Below are 14,168 nucleotides of genomic sequence, written 5' to 3'. Positions count from 1 at the left end.
CACGTTGACCGGGAGGGCGCATGTCGACCGCACCGATGCCCGAGTTCCCCGACGGCTTCCGCTGGGGCGTCTCCACCTCGGCCCACCAGATCGAGGGCGCCGCCACGGCCGACGGACGCGGCCCGTCCATCTGGGACACCTTCGCGCTCTCCCCCGGCCGGATCAGCGACGGCAGCAGCGGCGCGGTCGCCTGCGACCACTACCACCGGTACGCCGAGGACGTGGCGCTGCTGGACGGTCTGGGCGTCAGGGCGTACCGGTTCTCGATCGCCTGGCCCCGGGTGCGACCCGACGGCAGCGGTGCAACGAACGCCGCCGGTCTGGACTTCTACGACCGACTGGTCGACGCCCTGCTGGCCGCCGGCATCGACCCGGTGGCCACCCTGTACCACTGGGACCTGCCGCAACCCCTGGAGGACGCCGGCGGCTGGCTGCACCGCGACACCGCCGCCCGCTTCGCCGAGTACGCCGAACTGACCGCCGCCCGCCTCGGTGACCGCGTCCGGCTGTGGATCACACTCAACGAGCCGTTCATCCACATGAGCCTCGGCTACGGAATGGGCCAACACGCCCCCGGCCGGGCGCTGCTCTTCGACGCCTTTCCCGTCGCCCACCACCAACTGCTCGGCCACGGACTCGCGGTGCAGGCGCTGCGGGCGCACACCACCAGCCCGGTCGCGATCGCCAACAACTACTCGCCGGTGCGGGTGGTCGGTGACAGCGACGCCGACCGGGCCGCCGGGGCCGCGTACGAGGCGCTGCACAACCGCCTCTTCACCGACCCGCTGCTCGGGCGCGGCTACCCGGACCTGCCCGGCCTCGACCAGGGCGTCGTCCGCCCCGGCGACCTCGCCACGATCGCCGCGCCCATCGACGTGCTCGGGGTCAACTACTACAACCCCACCGGTGTACGGGCGGCCGAGGAGGGCTCGCCCCTACCGTTCGACCTGGTGCCGCTGGACGGCTACCCGCGTACCGCCTTCGACTGGCCGGTCGCCCCCGACGGGCTGCACGAGCTGCTCGGCTGGCTACGCGACACGTACGGCGACGCACTGCCACCCATCGAGATCACCGAGGGCGGCTGCGCGTACGACGACGAGCCGGACGCGCACGGGCAGGTGGCGGACCCGGAGCGGATCGCGTACCTCGACGGGCATCTGCGGGCGGTCCGGGCCGCCATCGACGACGGGGTGGACGTACGCGGGTACTTCGTCTGGTCGCTGCTGGACAACTGGGAGTGGGCCGAGGGGTTCACCAAGCGCTTCGGGCTGGTGCACGTCGACTACGCCACCCAGAGGCGTACGCCGAAATCGTCGTACACCTGGCTGCGGGACGTGATCGCGGGCAGCGCGCCGGGGTCGGCGCGGTGACCACCCTCGACCCGCTGCCGGCGGCGCTCGCCGAGCCGACAGTGCCGGTGCGGCGCGGCTGGATCGGTCTGGTCTTCGCGGCCAACCTGGGCGTGTGGATGGCGTTCTTCACCCCGATCCAGGTGCTGCTGCCGCAGCAGATCGAGCGGATCGCGCCCGGCGACAAGGAGACCATGCTGGCCGTGGTCACCGGCCTGGGCGCGTTGGCGGCGGTGCTGGCGAACCCTCTGGCGGGCGCGCTCTCCGACCGGACCTGCCTGCGGATCGCGGGCCGGGAGTTCGGTCGACGGCACGTCTGGACCGCGGGCGGCGCGGTGCTCGGCGCTGCGGCGCTGGTGCTGCTGGCCCAGCAGCGCACCATCCTGGGGGTCGCTGTCGGCTGGGTCGCCGCGCAGGTGTGCTTCAACGCGATGCTGGCCAGCCTCACCGCCGCCATCCCGGACCGGGTGCCGGTGACGCAGCGCGGCAGCGTCTCGGGCTGGGTGGGCATCCCGCAGGCGCTCGGGCTGGTCCTCGGCGCGGTCCTGGTCACCGCCGTCGTCACCGGGAACGCCGCCGGCTACCTGGCGATCGCGGTGGCGATCCTGCTGCTGTCGCTGCCGTTCGCGCTGCTCACTCCCGACGAACCGCTGCCCCGCGCACACCGGCCGGCGCTGCGCTTCCGGACACTGCTCGCCTCGATGTGGATCAGCCCGCGCCGGCACCCGGACTTCGCCTGGGCGTGGATCACCCGGTTCCTGGTCCAGCTCGGCAACGCGCTGGGCACCCTCTACCTGCTGTACTTCCTCACCGACGGGGTCCACTATCCCGACCCCGAGGGCGGCCTGCTGGTGCTGATCCTGCTCTACACGCTGGGCATGATGCTGACCGCCGTGGTCTCCGGCCGGTTGTCGGACCGCTCCGGGAGACGCAAGGTCTACGTGATCGTCTCCGGCCTGATCATGGCGGTGGCGGCGCTGCTGCTCGCCGTCGCGCCGGTGTGGCAGATGGCGATCGTCGCCGCGCTGCTGCTCGGGGCGGGCTACGGCGTCTACCTCTCGGTCGACGCCGCGTTGATCACCCAGGTGCTGCCCCGGGCCACCGACCGGGCCAAGGACCTCGGCGTGATCAACATCGCCAACTCGGCGCCACAGGTGCTCGGGCCGGCCCTCTCCGCGCCGCTCGTCGTCCACCTGGGCGGCTACCCGACGCTGTACGCGGTCACCGCCGTGGTCACCGTGGTGGGCAGCGCCCTGGTGGTCAAGATCCGCTCAGTCGCTTAGGGCGTGTGTCAGAGCCCTCGGTCGAGCCGAGGTGGAGTCCAGCCGGCGGTCCGGCAGGGCGGAGATCGGCTCGGATACCGGTGTTGCATCGGGGCCGATCTCCAACGCGGCCGGCCGTCGGCTGGGCCCGCCGCAGGCCGGCCAGAGGCTCTGACACACGTCCTAGTCGGGGGGCCGTGGCCGGAAGCGTTCACGTGCCGCCGTAGGCTGGAGGACGTGACGGTACGTGTGCGCTTCGCCCCCTCCCCGACCGGTATGTTCCACGTCGGCGGCGCCCGCTCGGCGCTGCAGAACTGGATCTACGCCAAGCAGCAGGGCGGGGTGTTCGTGCTGCGCATCGAGGACACCGACGCGGCCCGCAACAAGCCCGAATGGACCGAGGGCATCCTCTCCGCGCTGGACTGGATCGGCATCTCCCGGGGCAGCTACGAGGGGCCGTACTTCCAGTCGGCGAACGCCGGCGAGCACCGCGCCGCCGCCACCCGCCTCTACGAGTCGGGCCGCGCCTACTACTGCGACTGCACCCGCGAGGACGTGCAGGCCCGCACCGGCTCGCAGTACCAGGGCTACGACGGCTACCACCGCGACCTCGGCCTCGGCCCGGGGCCGGGGCACGCGCTGCGCTTCCGTACGCCGGACGAGGGCACCACGGTGGTCGTCGACCTGATCCGCGGCGAGCCCACCTTCGAGAACAAGCTCATCGAGGACTTCGTCATCGCCCGCGGCGACGGCTCGCCGGTGTTCCTGCTGGCCAACGTCGTGGACGACATGACGATGGGCATCACCCACGTGATCCGCGCCGAGGAGCACCTGCCCAACACGCCCAAGCAGCAGCTGCTCTGGGATGCCCTCGGCGTCAAGCCGCCGATCTGGGCGCACGTGCCCGTGGTGGTCAACGAGAAGCGGCAGAAGCTCTCCAAGCGCCGCGACAAGGTCGCCCTGGAGGCGTACCGCGACGAGGGCTACCTCGCGGGCGCGATGCGCAACTACCTCATGCTGCTCGGCTGGGCGCCGTCGGGCGACCGGGAGATCGTCCCCTGGTCGGTCGTCGAGGACGAGTTCCGGCTGGAGGAGGTCAACCCCTCCCCCGCGTTCTTCGACGAGAAGAAGCTGCGCGCCTTCAACGGCGAGTACATCCGCGCGCTGCCCGTCGCCGAGTTCGTCGACGCCTGCCAGCCGTGGCTGACCGGCACCGGGACGATCACGCCGCCGCCGTGGCAGCCGGAGGAGTTCGACGCCGACGCGTTCGCCGCCGTGGCGCCGCTGGCCCAGACCCGGATCGCGGTGCTCAGCGAGATCGTGCCGAACGTCGACTTCCTCTTCCTGGCCTCGCCCACGATCGACGAGGCCGCCTGGACCAAGACGATGAAGGACGGCTCGGGCGAGTTGCTCGACGCCGCCGTCGCGGCTTTCGAGGCGCTCGAGTCCTGGGACGCCGAGTCGCTGAAGTCGACGCTGGAGGCGGTCGGCGCCGAGCGCGGCCTCAAGCTCGGCAAGACACAGGCGCCGGTCCGCGTCGCGGTAACCGGCCGCACCGTGGGCCTGCCGCTCTTCGAGTCCCTCGAGGTGCTGGGCCGCGACCGCACCCTGACCCGAATGCGCGCAGCCCGCCTCCGCCTGGTCTAAACCCCGCCCCGCGCCCCGCGCCCCGCGCCCCGCCCGCGCCCCGCGCCCCGCCCGCGCCGATCTTGCAGTTTCGGTTGTCGACATGCAGTGGAATGCGCGCTAAGTCGCCACAGAAAGTGCAAGATCGACGGAGCGAGGGCTGGTCTAACCTCGCGCCCCGCGCCCCGCGCCCCGCGCCCCCGCGCCCCCGCGCCCCGCGCCCCCGCGCCCCCGCGCCCCCGCGCCCCCGCGCCCCCGCGCCGATCTTGCAGTTTCGGTTGTCGACATGCAGTGGAATGCGCACTATGTCGCCACCGAAAGTGCAAGATCGGCGGAGCGAGGGCGGGGGCCAGGGCGGGGCCAGGGCGGGGCAATCGGCGGAGCGAGGGTGGGGCGAGGGGCGCGGGCGGGTTATGGCGGGTTATGGCGGGTTCGCCTAGGGGGTGTTGCTTCTGCGGCGGCGGAGCAGCAGCAGGGCACCGGTCAGGGCGGCCAGTAGTACCAGGGCGCCCAGCGTCCAGAGCCACCAGTTGCCGTTGGTGTCGGACTGCTCGCCGGCGACCGGTACGGCGGACAGCGTGCCGGCTGACGGCGACAGGGGCCCGGCGGGGGACGCCGTGGGCGAGCCGGCCGGGGGTCCCGACGAACCGGTGCCGACGGCCGAGGGACTGGCTGTCGGGTCGGCGGCCGTGCCGGTGGTGAGGGTGAACCGCACCTCGCCCTTGATCGGGTGGCCGTCGCTCGACGGGAGCTGGTAACCGACGATGTAGAGCCCCGCCGCACCGGGCTCGAACGGCACACGCACGCGGGTGCCGTCGAAGGTGGGCCGCCCTCCGGCGACCACATTGTCCGGTCCGGTTATTGTGATCTTCGTCGTAGTGGGTGACGGCTTGGCCAGGAAACGCAGTTCGATCCGGGCCGGCGCGGTGGCCACCCGTGCGCCGTCGCGCGGATTGCTGCCGGTCAGCGAGTTGTGCGCGGCGGCCGGTGTCGCCGGGACCAGTAACGACACACCGAACGCCACGCCGAGCACCACTGGCACGACGCGTGCCATCCGTGTAACCCTGCCCCCCATGAACCCCTCCGTAAGGGTACGATCCGCCCGCTGATCAAACAGCTCCTCATTAGTCGAGCAGAGATCGCAGATAGTTCCAAATACTGTTCCACAAGCTGCAATCCATCGACGTTCTGCGGAGTCTGTAGGAGTGGGACCGACCACGTCGGTGCCGTCAACGGCTGACCGACCCGGACGTCACGGCGAAGCCATCCATCGAACGGGGCGAGGAGGCGGGATGGTCCGACAATTGAGGCGCCGGGTCGCCGTGCTGGCGGCCACGCTGGCGGCGGCACTGCTGACGCTGGGCGCCACCGGCCCGGCCAGCGCGGCGCCCAAACCGGCGCCAGCCGGCGTGGACATCAGCGGCGAAGGGCTCACCGAGCCGCTGCGGTTACGGGCCGAGACCCAGCCCGCGCACGTCCTCGCGGTCATCGACCAGGTCAACTTCTTCGGTCGTACCGGCATGCCGACGGGGCCCAAGGCAGCCGACCTCGGTCCGAAGTACACGGTCGTGGTGCTGGCCGGGGAGACCCCGAAACAGGCTTACGATCTCTACCCGAAGGCGGCTGGCGGCCCGCGTGTCTACCGCCCGGCCAAGCAGCCGGACGGCCGCAGGACGAACAGCGGCTGGTTCCTCGGTCGGCTCAGCATGTCCGAGACGCTGCGCACCGCCGGGGTGCCGCTGGAGCGGCAGTTCGACACGGTCAGCGGCGGTGTGGGCGGCGGCGAACGGGTGCTGCCGGAGGACACCATGGACCCGGTCCGGGACATCGACGAGGCGCTGGGCGAGTTGCAGCGGCTGCTGCTGCTCAACGTCGGGGTGATGTTGACCATCACGGTCGGCCTCGCCGGGATCGCCCTGCTGATCCGCCGCCGGACCCGCTGACCCGAGGGTCAGCACCAGCGGCGCGGCGGGCGCTCCCGTCGGGTGGCCCGTTGGCGGGGCCGCACCGGGCCGTGTCGATGGGCACCGGCCCAGCCCGGCAGTTCACTGAGGCAACCAGCGACGACGTCGGACTCCGGCTCACCCAGAGCGGCCAGCTCACCGGCCCGCTGGCGCGGGATCTCCTCGTCCGGTCGCCCGGTGGGCGCCTCGGTCGGGTGCGCCGCCGCCGGGCCGACCGCCCGGCGAGGCTTGCCAGCCACCTGCGGGTCGTGGTGGCCCAGCCGACAGGGCTCGCCCTGGGCGCAGCCGTGCTCGGCCTCCCCGTGCGCCATCCCCGGTCTCCTCACGCTCGCACTCACGCGCAGGTGCTTCCCCCGTACGTGCCCTGTCACCGTACTGGCCGGGACCGACGGGTGTGCACGGCGTACCCCGGGGTCAGCGCTTCGGGCGGCCGGGGAACAGGGTCGCCCAGACCGGGAAGGCGACCAGCCAGATGAGGATCACGGTGGTCAGGCTGCGGATCCAGTTGCCCAGTTCACGGGTCCTTTCCACGTCGTTCACCCAGAGGACGGCCGCACCGAGCAGGCCGCACGCGACGGCCCAGCCGAGGAGCCCCTTGGCCCACTCCCGCCACTCGTGACGAGCACGGGCCCAGCCGTCGCGGGGAGGCCTGACGGGCGGCGGCCCGCCGGCGAACCGGTGGGCGAAGCGCTGGTCCGCCCACCGCACCATCGAGTGCCCGAAGGCCACCGAGAAGCCGAGGTAGACGGCGGCGAGGCCGTGGCCGAAGTCGGCGCTGGCGCCGCGCCGCAGGTCGATCACCGACGCGGCGAGCAGCGCCAGATCGACAAACGGTACGCAGAGCAGCAGCACCCCGCCGAGCCGTGGCCGGCGCAGCGGATAACGGGCGACCAGCCCGGCACCGAGCAGCACCCAGAACGCGATCTCACAAGCGATGATCACCGCTACCACCATGGCGGCCTCCCCCGTCGTCGCCACCAGCGTCGTCCACCGGCGGGGCGCGGACCTCGACACCGGAGACGAGATCGGGGTCCTCCCTTCGACGGACCAGCCATCCGGGGCCGCGCTCGACGTACCCCTTTCGGCGCATGTCGGAGCGACCGGGCTCCTCCTCCGGTCGGAGTCGGAGGGCCGGCGGTTGTGATGGGATCGGGGCATGCGACCGCCACCGTGGCTCGGCTCCGGTACGCCCGGCCGCGACCTCACGCTGGCCGGCGCGTCGCTGGTCGGCGGCCTGGTGCTGTACGGCCTGGGCATGCAGCCGCAGATCGTCCCGCACCCGGATGTGCCGCCGGCCCTGTTCCTGGTGCCGCTGCTGGCGGTGTGCGGGGCCGTCGGCCTGCGCCGGGTCGCGCCCCGCGCGAGCCTGGCGGTGGGGACCGGGGCGCTCGTGGTGGACACGGCGCTGGGCAATTCGCTGGGCACGGTCGTCGTCTACACCCAGGTGCTCTACGACGCCTGCGTGTACGGCCCGCCCCGGCTGTGGCGGTGGCTGTTGGGGATCACGGTGACGCTGAGCGTGGTCGGGGCGGTGGCCGGCGTGCTCGGCTTCGGGCAGTGGCGCGGGGCCGCCGTCGGGGTGCCGGTGGTGCTCGCCGGGCTGCTGCCGGTGCTGACCGGGATCAGCGTGCGGCAGTACCGTGACCAGGCCGCCGCCGAGCGGACACGGGCCGAGCAGACCGCCCGGCTGGTCGAGTTGGACCGTCGGCAGGCGGTCAGCGCCGAACGGGCCCGGATGGCCCGGGAACTGCACGACGTGGTCGCCAATCATCTGAGCGCGGTGGCCATCCACGCCACCGCCGTGCTCTCCGTGCGAGGCCTGGAACGTGGCCAGGTGGAGTCCGCGTTGCGGGTGATCCGGGAGAGCAGCGTGCAGGGTCTGGCCGAGATGCGGCAGATGATCGAACTGCTGCGGGAGCCGGATGGTGGCGGACACGGCGTGGCGGGCACGGTGCCGGAGGCGGTCACGGCGCGACTGGCCGAGGCCGACGGGTTGGTCGAGCAGATCCGTGCGGCCGGCCTCGCGGTGCGGTTCCGCACCGACGGCACGCCCGGCCCGCTGCCGGTGGGGGTGGATCTCGCCGCGTACCGGATCGTGCAGGAGTCGCTGACCAACGCCCTCAAACACGGCACCGGCGAGGCGGACCTGACGATCGCGTACCGGCCGGCGGAGGTGGTGCTGACGGTGGAGAACCCGGTGCGGCCGGACGGTTCGGAACTGCCGGGTGCCGGGGCCGGACTGATCGGGATGCGGGAGCGGGTGGCACTGCTGGCCGGCCGGTTCGCCGCCGGGCCGCGGGACGGTCGCTGGCAGGTCAGCGCCGCGCTGCCCACCGGGGAGGGCGGATGACCGCGCCGGCTCGCGGGTCGGGCGAGGCCGGCACGACACCGGTACGGGTGGTGCTCGCGGACGACCAGCCGGCGGTGCGGGCGGGGCTGATCCTGATCCTGGCCGGCTCGCCGGGTATCGAGGTGGTCGGCGAGGCAGCCGACGGCGACGTGGCGGTCCGGCTGTGCCGGGAGGTACGCCCCGACGTGGCGGTGCTGGACGTGCGGATGCCACGCCTCGACGGCATCGCCGCGACCAGGGCGATCGTCGCCGACCGGCTCGCCGACGTGCTGGTGCTGACGACCTTCGACAGGGACGAGTACGTCTTCGGCGCGCTGCGCGCCGGCGCGTCCGGGTTCCTGCTCAAGGACACCGACGCGGCGGGGCTGGTCGCGGCGGTGCACACCGTGGCGCGCGGCGAGGGGTTCATCGCCCCCGCGGTGACCCGTCGGTTGATCGCCGCGTTCGCGGCGACGGCCCCGGGCGCGTCGGCCGCCACCCGGGCCGCGCTGGACACGTTGACCCCACGCGAACGCGACGTCCTGGCCTGTCTCGGGCTCGGCCTGTCCAACCAGCAGATCGCCGACCGGCTGGTGCTGGCGGAGAGCACCACCAAGACCCACGTGAGCCGGATTCTGGCGAAGCTGGACCTGCGCAGCCGGGTGCAGGCCGCGATCCTGGCCCAGGAGTTGGGCCTGCCCGCGCCGCCGCAGCCCTGAGCTGCGGCGGTCCGCTGACCGGTGCCGCCGTTCGTGGCCTGCTCACGGCATGTCAGGCTAGAGCGGTGAGCACGGCCGAGGGTGGGGAGCTGGCGGCCACGCTGCGTCGGATCGAGCGTTCGGCGGGAGCGCTGGCCACCGCCAGCGTGGCCCGGATGGACGAGACACTGCCGTGGTTCCGTGCCCTGCCGGCCGACCAGCGCTCCTGGGTGATGCTGGTGGCCCAGGCGGGCGCCCGGTCGCTGGTGCAGTGGCTGCGCGAGGGCGGCGGCACGGCGGACAGCACGCAGGAGGTCTCCGACGACGTGTTCGACGCGGCGCCGCAGGCGCTGGCCCGGTCGATCACCCTTCAGCAGACCGTGGCACTGATCAAGGTGACCATCGACGTCGTCGAGGAGCAGGTGTCGCAGCTCGCCGCCGAGGGCGAGGAGCAGTTGCTGCGCGAGGCGGTGCTGCGCTTCTCCCGGGAGATCGCGTTCGCCGCCGCCCGGGTGTACGCGCGGGCCGCCGAGTCGCGCGGCGCGTGGGACGCCCGGTTGCAGGCCCTGCTGGTCGACGCGTTGCTGCGGGGCGACTCGCCGGACGTCCTGGCGAGCCGGGCCGCTGCGCTGGGTTGGGCGGACGCGCCGCCGGTCGCGGTGGCGGTCGGGCACTCCCCCGGCGGGGAGGTCTCCGCCGTGCTGCACGTGGTGTACCGGCTGGCGCGGCGGATCGGTGTCGAGGTGATCGGCGGGGTGCACGGCGACCGGTTGGTGATCGTGCTGGGCGGCGCGGCGGACCCGTTGAGCGCCACCGGCAAGCTGCTGGACGCGTTCGGTGACGGCCCGGTGGTGGTCGGTCCGGCCGTACCCAGTCTGGACGAGGCGACGGAGTCGGCGCGGTCCGCGCTGTCCGGCTTCCGGGCAGCGCCGGCGTGGCCGGCCGCCCCCCGCCCGGTGGCGGCGGCCGACCTGTTGCCGGAGCGGGCCCTCGCGGGCGACGCGGAGGCCCGTCGCCGGCTGCGCCACGACGTGTACGCCACACTGGTACGCGCCGGTGGCGAGCTGTTGGAGACCCTGGACGCCTTCCTGGCCGCCGGTGGCACCCTGGAGAGCGCGGCTCGGGCGCTGTTCGTCCACCCGAACACGGTGCGGTACCGGTTGCGCCGCATCGCCGAGGTGACCGGTTTCTCGCCGCTGTCGCCGCGGGACGCGTTCGCCCTTCAGGTGGCGTTGACAGTGGGTCGGCTGGATCCGGTGGTCCCGGTGGCCTCGTCGGTCCCGACCCAGACATTGACCCCGGCCACCCGGAAATCCACCCAAACCAGTGATGATCCCCGCCGATCTTTGTAAGAAACCTCCAAAGGTTCTAGTGCGGTTTGGTCGGCCTCGGCACAGCGCTACCCACGCGTATCCGGGAGAGTCATAGGCGTGCTCGCCGTACTTAGTCCCGGCCAGGGTTCGCAGAAACCCGGCTTTCTCACTCCCTGGCTCGACCTGACCGGCACCGAAGCGCGACTGCGCTGGTGGTCGGCGCTGGCGGGCGTGGATCTGGTGCACCTGGGCACCGCCGCCGACGCCGACGAGATCAAGGACACTGCCCGTACCCAGCCGCTGCTGGTCGCGGCGGCGCTGCTCGCCGCCGAGCACCTGCCGCTGGACGACGTGGCGCTCACCGTCGGGCACAGCGTCGGCGAACTGGGAGCCGCCGCGGTCGCCGGGGTGCTGTCGGCCGAGGCCGCGATCACCCTCGCCGGGATTCGCGGCCGGGAGATGGCCGCCGCGTGCGCGTTGGAGCCGACCGGGATGGCAGCCGTGCTCGGCGGCGACCCGGACGAGGTGCTGGCCGCGATCGACGCCAACGGGCTGCACCCGGCCAACCGCAACGGCGCGGGCCAGATCGTCGCCGCCGGCGCGCTGGACGGGCTGGACGCGTTCGCCGCCGCGCCACCGGCGAAGACCCGCGTCATCCGACTCCAGGTGGCCGGCGCCTTCCACACCCCGTACATGGCTCCGGCCGAGACCGCGCTGGGCACCGTCGCCGCCGGGATTGCCCCCGTCGACCCGGCCCGGGTCCTGCTGTCGAACCTCGACGGCACCGCCGTCACCGACGGCGACGAGCTGGTGCGGCGGCTGGTCCGCCAGGTCACCGCCCCGGTGCGCTGGGACCTGTGCATGCGTGCCCTGGCCGAGCACGGAGTGACCGGCGTGATCGAGCTGCCGCCGGCCGGCACCCTCGCTGGTCTGGTCAAGCGCGAGCTCAGGGGCGACGGCGCGCCGGAGATCGTCACCCTCAACACCCCGGACGACCTGCCGGCCGCACGGGACCTGATCGCCCGCCACGGCACGGCGGGCCAACCGCTCGCCCCCATCGGAGGACACTCATGACCGGCAGTCGCATCGTCTCGATGGGGCACTACCAGCCATCCCGGGTGGTGACCAACGACGACATCGCCCAGCTCGTGGACACCAACGACGAGTGGATCCGCGACCGGGTGGGCATCGCGACCCGGCGGATCGCCGACAGCGAGACGGTGGCCGACATGGCCGCCGCGGCCGCCGGCAAGGCCCTGGCCAACTCCGGGCTCAGCGCCGCCGACATCGACCTGGTCGTGGTCGCCACGTGCTCCTCCATCGACCGGAGCCCCAACGTGGCCTGCCGGGTCGCCGCCAAGCTGGGCATCGGCGCCCCGGGCGCGTTCGACGTCAACACCGCCTGCTCGGGCTTCGCGTACGCGTTGGGCACCGTCGACCACGCCATCCGGGCCGGTGCGTCGCGCAACGCGATCGTCATCGGTGCGGAGAAGCTGTCCGACTTCACCGACTGGACCGACCGCTCCACCTGCATCATCTTCGCGGACGGGGCCGGTGCCGCGGTGGTCTCCGCCACCGCCGACGACGAGCCGGCCGGAATCGGCCCGGTGGTCTGGGGCTCGGTGCCGGACAAGAGCGACGCGGTACGCATCGAGGGCTGGCGCCCGTACATCCAGCAGGAGGGGCAGGCGGTCTTCCGCTGGGCCACCACCGCGCTGGCGCCGCTCGCGCTCCAGGCGTGCGAGCGGGCCGGGGTCGACCCGTCGGAACTGGCCGCGTTCGTGCCGCACCAGGCCAATTCCCGGATCATCGACGGCATCGCCAAGCGGCTCAACATCCCCAACGCGATCATCGCGAAGGACATCGTCGAGTCGGGCAACACCTCGGCGGCGAGCGTGCCGCTGGCCCTGTCCAAGCTCGTCGAGCGGCGGGAGGTGCCCTCGGGCGCACCGGTCCTGCTGTTCGGCTTCGGCGGTGGTCTGACCTACGCCGGTCAGGTCGTCCGCTGCCCCTGAAGCCCCCTCGGGGCGCGTACGCGCTCCAGGAGCGGCGGTCGGCGAGGCCGGCCGCCGGAGAACCCCCTATGAGAGGAACCAACCGCAATGACCCGTGACGAGATCACCACCGGCCTCGCCGAGATCCTCGAAGAGGTTGCCGGGGTGAACCCGGACGACGTGGCCGAGGGGAAGTCCTTCACCGACGACCTCGATGTCGACTCGCTCTCCATGGTGGAGGTCGTGGTGGCCGCGGAGGAGAAGTTCGGCGTCAAGATCCCGGACAACGAGGTCCAGAACCTCAAGACCGTCGGGGACGCCGTCAGCTTCATCGAGGCGCAGTCCTGATCATGAGTCGTCCTGACGTCGTCGTCACCGGGCTCGGCGCGACGACCCCGCTTGGCGGGGACGTCGCGTCGACCTGGGACGCCATGCTCGCCGGCCGCTCCGGGGTGAGTGCTCTCACCCAGGAGTGGGCCGCGCAACTGCCGGTCCGGATCGCCGCCCAACTGGCCGTGGAGCCGTCCGAGGTGCTGGACCGGGTTCGCCTGCGCCGGCTGGACCGCTCCGAGGCGATCGCGCTCATCGCGGCGCAGCAGGCCTGGGCGGACGCCGGTCTGGCGGATGCCGGCCTGGACTCCGAACGCCTGGCGGTCAGCGTCGGCTCCGGTATCGGCGGCGCCACCACCCTGCTCGCCCAGGACGACATCCTGGAGGCGTCCGGGCCGCGGCGGGTCTCCCCGCACACGATCCCGATGCTGATGCCCAACGGTCCGGCTGCCTGGGTCGGGTTGGAGCTGGGCGCCAAGGCCGGCGTGCACACGGTGGCCAGTGCCTGCGCGACCGGCGCGGAGGCGATCGCGCTCGGCCTGGACATCATCCGCGCCGGCCGGGCCGACGTGGTGGTGGCCGGCGGCACCGAGGCGGTCATCCACCCGCTGCCGATCGCCGGGTTCAGCTCGATGCGGGCCATGTCGACCCGTAACGACGACCCGGAACGCGCCTCCCGTCCGTGGGACACCGGCCGCGACGGCTTCGTCCTCGGTGAGGGCGCGGGCATCGTGGTGCTGGAGCGGGCCGACCACGCCGCGGCACGGGGCGCCCGGGTGTACGCACGCCTCGCGGGCGCCGGCATCACCTCCGACGCGTACGACATCGTGCAGCCGCACGCCGAGGGTGAGGGCGCCATCCGGGCCATCGCCAGGGCCATCGCGGACGCGGACATCGCGAAGCAGGACATCGTGCACGTCAACGCGCACGCCACGTCGACCCCGGTCGGCGACATGCTGGAGATCGGCGCGCTGCACAAGGCGCTCGGCGACCACCCGGTGCTGGCGGCGACGAAGTCGATGACCGGCCACCTGCTCGGCGCGGCCGGCGCGTTGGAGTCGATCGCCACGATCCTGGCCATCCGTGACGGCGTCGTGCCTCCGACGATCAACCTGGACGACCCGGAACCCGGGCTGAGCCTGGAGGTCGCCGCGCACAAGCCACGCCACATGGAGATCCCCGCCGCGCTGAACAACGCGTTCGGTTTCGGCGGCCACAACGTGGCTCTGGTCTTCGCCCGGCCGTGAGGCAGCGGCCGTGAGACGGCCGATCCGCAGGTCAGCGAAAGGGCCCCCGCACGCGA

General features: G+C 72.9%; 14 protein-coding genes. 11 read left to right on the top strand and 3 right to left on the bottom strand.

All coding sequences use genetic code 11. The annotated features are described in order from the left end of the window. Positions 1 to 20: 20 nt before the first annotated feature. The 3 genes from ABZV06_RS08150 to gltX all read left to right on the top strand — a co-directional run bounded on the left by ABZV06_RS08150 (position 21) and on the right by gltX (position 4,258). Positions 21 to 1,370, top strand: coding sequence for a GH1 family beta-glucosidase (locus tag ABZV06_RS08150; RefSeq protein WP_355619679.1), 1,350 nt, complete (start codon positions 21 to 23; stop codon positions 1,368 to 1,370). Further along, entirely contained in the window at positions 1,367 to 2,632 is a 1,266-nt protein-coding gene (locus ABZV06_RS08145; protein ID WP_355241273.1) for an MFS transporter, read from the top strand. The genes ABZV06_RS08150 and ABZV06_RS08145 overlap by 4 nt, the downstream gene beginning before the upstream one ends. Before the next feature lie 216 nt (positions 2,633 to 2,848). After that, positions 2,849 to 4,258: a glutamate--tRNA ligase gene (gltX, locus tag ABZV06_RS08140; protein WP_355241271.1), complete on the top strand. Its 1,410-nt coding sequence runs from the start codon at positions 2,849 to 2,851 to the stop codon at positions 4,256 to 4,258. Positions 4,259 to 4,673: 415 nt separating this feature from the next. Here gltX and ABZV06_RS08135 read toward each other — a convergent pair whose 3' ends face one another. Beyond that, the gene (locus tag ABZV06_RS08135; protein ID WP_355619676.1) at positions 4,674 to 5,291 is read right to left on the bottom strand and encodes a copper resistance CopC family protein; all 618 of its coding nucleotides are present in this window, start codon (positions 5,289 to 5,291) and stop codon (positions 4,674 to 4,676) included. 238 nt (positions 5,292 to 5,529) lie between these two features. Here ABZV06_RS08135 and ABZV06_RS08130 point away from each other — a divergent pair, with 238 nt between their 5' ends. Next, on the top strand, positions 5,530 to 6,180 hold the full coding sequence (locus tag ABZV06_RS08130; protein WP_355241265.1) for a hypothetical protein: 651 nt from the start codon (positions 5,530 to 5,532) through the stop codon (positions 6,178 to 6,180). Between the two features lie 8 nt (positions 6,181 to 6,188). Here the strand turns inward: ABZV06_RS08130 and ABZV06_RS08125 are convergent, their stop codons facing one another. Both ABZV06_RS08125 and ABZV06_RS08120 read right to left on the bottom strand, forming a co-directional pair. Continuing rightward, on the bottom strand, positions 6,189 to 6,512 hold the full coding sequence (locus tag ABZV06_RS08125; RefSeq protein WP_355241262.1) for a hypothetical protein: 324 nt from the start codon (positions 6,510 to 6,512) through the stop codon (positions 6,189 to 6,191). A gap of 103 nt (positions 6,513 to 6,615) precedes the next feature. Then, complete coding sequence (locus ABZV06_RS08120; RefSeq protein ID WP_355619673.1) at positions 6,616 to 7,155, bottom strand: hypothetical protein; 540 nt, start codon at positions 7,153 to 7,155, stop codon at positions 6,616 to 6,618. Between the two features lie 202 nt (positions 7,156 to 7,357). On the opposite strand from ABZV06_RS08120, the gene ABZV06_RS08115 reads away from it, so the two are divergent. The 7 genes from ABZV06_RS08115 (at position 7,358) to fabF (ending at position 14,112) form a co-directional block, all read left to right on the top strand. Beyond that, complete coding sequence (locus tag ABZV06_RS08115; protein WP_355619670.1) at positions 7,358 to 8,551, top strand: histidine kinase; 1,194 nt, start codon at positions 7,358 to 7,360, stop codon at positions 8,549 to 8,551. After that, the gene (locus ABZV06_RS08110) at positions 8,548 to 9,249 is read left to right on the top strand and encodes a response regulator transcription factor (protein ID WP_355241254.1); all 702 of its coding nucleotides are present in this window, start codon (positions 8,548 to 8,550) and stop codon (positions 9,247 to 9,249) included. Before ABZV06_RS08115 ends, ABZV06_RS08110 begins: the two co-directional genes overlap by 4 nt. Next, entirely contained in the window at positions 9,246 to 10,580 is a 1,335-nt protein-coding gene (locus ABZV06_RS08105; RefSeq protein WP_355619716.1) for a helix-turn-helix domain-containing protein, read from the top strand. The genes ABZV06_RS08110 and ABZV06_RS08105 overlap by 4 nt, the downstream gene beginning before the upstream one ends. Positions 10,581 to 10,658: 78 nt before the next feature. Beyond that, a complete protein-coding gene (locus ABZV06_RS08100; protein ID WP_355241251.1) occupies positions 10,659 to 11,615 on the top strand; it encodes an ACP S-malonyltransferase in 957 nt (318 codons plus the stop codon). Further along, the gene (locus ABZV06_RS08095; protein WP_355241248.1) at positions 11,612 to 12,556 is read left to right on the top strand and encodes a beta-ketoacyl-ACP synthase III; all 945 of its coding nucleotides are present in this window, start codon (positions 11,612 to 11,614) and stop codon (positions 12,554 to 12,556) included. The genes ABZV06_RS08100 and ABZV06_RS08095 overlap by 4 nt, the downstream gene beginning before the upstream one ends. 87 nt (positions 12,557 to 12,643) lie before the next feature. After that, positions 12,644 to 12,883, top strand: a complete 240-nt coding sequence (locus tag ABZV06_RS08090; protein ID WP_007463517.1) for an acyl carrier protein — start codon at positions 12,644 to 12,646, stop codon at positions 12,881 to 12,883. Between the two features lie 2 nt (positions 12,884 to 12,885). Beyond that, on the top strand, positions 12,886 to 14,112 hold the full coding sequence (gene fabF / locus ABZV06_RS08085; RefSeq protein ID WP_355619667.1) for a beta-ketoacyl-ACP synthase II: 1,227 nt from the start codon (positions 12,886 to 12,888) through the stop codon (positions 14,110 to 14,112). The last annotated feature ends 56 nt before the right edge of the window (positions 14,113 to 14,168 follow it).

The organism is Micromonospora sp. NPDC005172 (genome assembly GCF_040608555.1).
In the GTDB taxonomy this organism is placed as follows: domain Bacteria; phylum Actinomycetota; class Actinomycetes; order Mycobacteriales; family Micromonosporaceae; genus Micromonospora.
Note: the sequence above shows the minus strand (reverse complement) of the source record. Positions and strands in the feature narration are given on the sequence as shown.

What these genes read in the sequence shown, in the direction of transcription:
- ABZV06_RS08150 (WP_355619679.1), top strand. Translation starts at nt 21, where the DNA reads ATGTCGACCGCACCGATGCCCGAGTTCCCCGACGGCTTCCGCTGGGGC.
- ABZV06_RS08135 (WP_355619676.1), bottom strand. Translation starts at nt 5,291, where the DNA reads ATGGCACGCGTCGTGCCAGTGGTGCTCGGCGTGGCGTTCGGTGTGTCG.
- ABZV06_RS08130 (WP_355241265.1), top strand. Translation starts at nt 5,530, where the DNA reads ATGGTCCGACAATTGAGGCGCCGGGTCGCCGTGCTGGCGGCCACGCTG.
- ABZV06_RS08125 (WP_355241262.1), bottom strand. Translation starts at nt 6,512, where the DNA reads ATGGCGCACGGGGAGGCCGAGCACGGCTGCGCCCAGGGCGAGCCCTGT.
- ABZV06_RS08120 (WP_355619673.1), bottom strand. Translation starts at nt 7,155, where the DNA reads ATGGTGGTAGCGGTGATCATCGCTTGTGAGATCGCGTTCTGGGTGCTG.
- ABZV06_RS08115 (WP_355619670.1), top strand. Translation starts at nt 7,358, where the DNA reads ATGCGACCGCCACCGTGGCTCGGCTCCGGTACGCCCGGCCGCGACCTC.
- ABZV06_RS08110 (WP_355241254.1), top strand. Translation starts at nt 8,548, where the DNA reads ATGACCGCGCCGGCTCGCGGGTCGGGCGAGGCCGGCACGACACCGGTA.
- ABZV06_RS08095 (WP_355241248.1), top strand. Translation starts at nt 11,612, where the DNA reads ATGACCGGCAGTCGCATCGTCTCGATGGGGCACTACCAGCCATCCCGG.
- ABZV06_RS08090 (WP_007463517.1), top strand. Translation starts at nt 12,644, where the DNA reads ATGACCCGTGACGAGATCACCACCGGCCTCGCCGAGATCCTCGAAGAG.
- fabF (WP_355619667.1), top strand. Translation starts at nt 12,886, where the DNA reads ATGAGTCGTCCTGACGTCGTCGTCACCGGGCTCGGCGCGACGACCCCG.